Origin of the sequence: Xanthovirga aplysinae, assembly GCF_009711365.1 — a bacterium.
Taxonomy (GTDB): Bacteria; Bacteroidota; Bacteroidia; order Cytophagales; family Cyclobacteriaceae; genus Xanthovirga; species Xanthovirga aplysinae.
In genome coordinates this window covers 1-2,371 of sequence record NZ_SMMB01000558.1, presented here as the reverse complement: position 1 = coordinate 2,371, position 2,371 = coordinate 1, and the positions used below count along the sequence as shown (strand labels likewise).

The 2,371-nt window shown below is 39.3% G+C and carries 1 protein-coding gene; it reads right to left on the bottom strand.

Annotated features, from left to right (window positions below; translation table 11 throughout):
- On the bottom strand, nucleotides 1–2,294 hold a 2,294-nt coding region (locus tag E1171_RS02670; RefSeq protein ID WP_343031287.1), incomplete at its 3' end, for a YfhO family protein.
- Between the last annotated feature and the right edge of the window lie 77 nt (nucleotides 2,295–2,371).

The following is a 2,371-nucleotide window of genomic DNA, read 5'->3' as shown; positions in this document are numbered from 1 at the left end:
CCAATTGCCGTCAGACATATAATGGTAAGAAGTAAAGAAGAACCCATCATGATTTTATTTCCTATTACATAGGAATCTGGTTTAAAAGAAAAGTTGATTTCATGTTTTCCCTCAGGGACTTCTAAAGCTCGAAGTACGTAATTTGCTCTTAGAATTGGAGCTTCTTTTCCATCTATGGTAGCTTTCCAGCCATTAGGGTAATAAATCTCAGAAAACACTACAAAACTTTTGCCTTTAGCATCCACTTCATAATTTAATGTATTTGGAGCATAGGAAGTTAGCTTGGCAGAACCAGAAGCACTAAATTGTGTTTGGGAAGGGTTGAATTTTGAAATATCCACAACAGCAGAAGTACCGGTATTGATCTTGGAAACTGCGGCTATTTCCTCGTCTGGATTATTAACCTCCTCAATATTGGAAATGAACCAAAGGTTTCCCAAAGCAAATGAATTTCTAATAACACTTTCTTTAGTATTTCCTGCAAGTATGTACCGAGCATTTAGCATGTTTAAAATAGGGTAGTAGCTCATGTTTGTATTCCCTGCCCTTAGATTATTAATCATTTTATTGGTTTCAGGTGAAATGGCTTTTTCAATCAAATCCTGATAGCGACGTAATTTGGCTCCATGGTACCCCCCAATAGACTTGTGGTAATAAGAAGTTCGGCCATCATTAAAAGGATTTTGTAAGTTATACACCCGAAAATCCGGGTCTTTATCTTGCAAGATGAATTGATCTGCTTCATTCATGGTAAAAAATTGACGGGCCGGATTTCTTTTAAAGTTATCCTCTTTTAAATAGCGGCCATCCACTAGTCCGATATCTAATAGAACTAAAAGAATCATGGTCGGTAGAGCTGATAAGGCAGAGAGTTTTTTCTTGAGCCATGCAAACAGAATTCCCGAAAAGGCAAGAATAAAAAAGGCAGATCGAACAGTGTCCATTTTCCACATGCTTTTTCGATCAGCGATAAGGGCGTCTCCAAACCACTCTGGCAACCGGCTATCCGCGATCCCCTGAAAGCTAAATATTCCAGTAAAAAAGATTAATAGAATACATAAGCCAGCCATTCCTCCACTAGTGTAAAGAAGGATCTTTTGATTTTTTCCATTTAATCCTTCTTTTAAAAGCTTCTCCAATCCCAGAAAACCCAATAGGGGCATAGCCGTCAAGGCTATAATTAAGGCCATAGTAACAGAACGGAATTTATTATAGCCCGGTAGGTGATCGAACATAAAATAGTTGAAGGCTTTGAAATTATCTCCCCAAGAAAACATCAGTGCTAAAATCGTAGCCAGTACCAACCACCATACATATTTCTTTTCTGCAAAGAATATACCCAGAACAAAAAGAAAGCATATAATGGCACCTGCATAAATGGGGCCAGAGGTAAAAGGCTGGTCTCCCCAATAGGTTGGAGCTGAATTAACATACTGTTTTAATTGTGCGCCTCGGATTCCCTGCTGCCGTAAAGCCTTTTCCACTTCAGAGTCATTGCCCAGGGCCTGATTGCTTGCTCCCCCATAAAAATTTGGAATGAGTAAGGTCATACCTTCCCAAATACCATTACTCCAGGCAAAAGCATAATCCCGATCGAGTCCACTGTTTGTTGTAGGTGTCCCATCCTCGGTGCTTAATTCTGACTTTCCACGAATAGAAAATTTACCATATTCATACAGTGACCAAAGACGTCCAAAATTGGTTCCAACCGCTAATAGTGCTGCTAGTACTAGTATGCCTATCGTCTTAATGTATTCTGTTGATCTTTTTTCTTTGATAGCAAACACTAACATTACGATTCCAAAAATCACTACCATCAGTAAAAGGTAATAGGTGATTTGCAGGTGATTTACCCTAATTATTATGGCTAAAGCGAGGGCTGTTAAAGCAAAGCCAGCCAATTTTTTCTGTTTTTTTAGGGCTAATTGGATGCCTGCTAACACCAGGGGCATATAAGCAATGGCTCTGACTTTTGAGTTGTGTCCTGCTTCAACACTGATGATGTTAAAGGTGGTTATTCCAAATGCAATGGCACCTGCTATGGCTAAACCTGGTCGGACACCGAATACTAATAGCATAATGTAATAACAGACCATGCCAATAAATAGTAAATTGGCTGGGTTTGGAAGTCCAAGGCTTAAAACTCGCATAGGAACATTTACCCAATCTCCACTATACCTAACATCTACCAGATAGCCGGGCATTCCACTGAACATGGAGTTTGTCCATAACCCTTCCTCTCCTGTTTGTTCCCGAAAATTCACTAGTTCCTGTGTGGTGCCCTGACCTTGCAAAATATCACTTTGGAAAAGTACCTTGTTACCAAAAAATTGAGGATGGAAAAATATTAAGACGATTACCAGGAAAATAA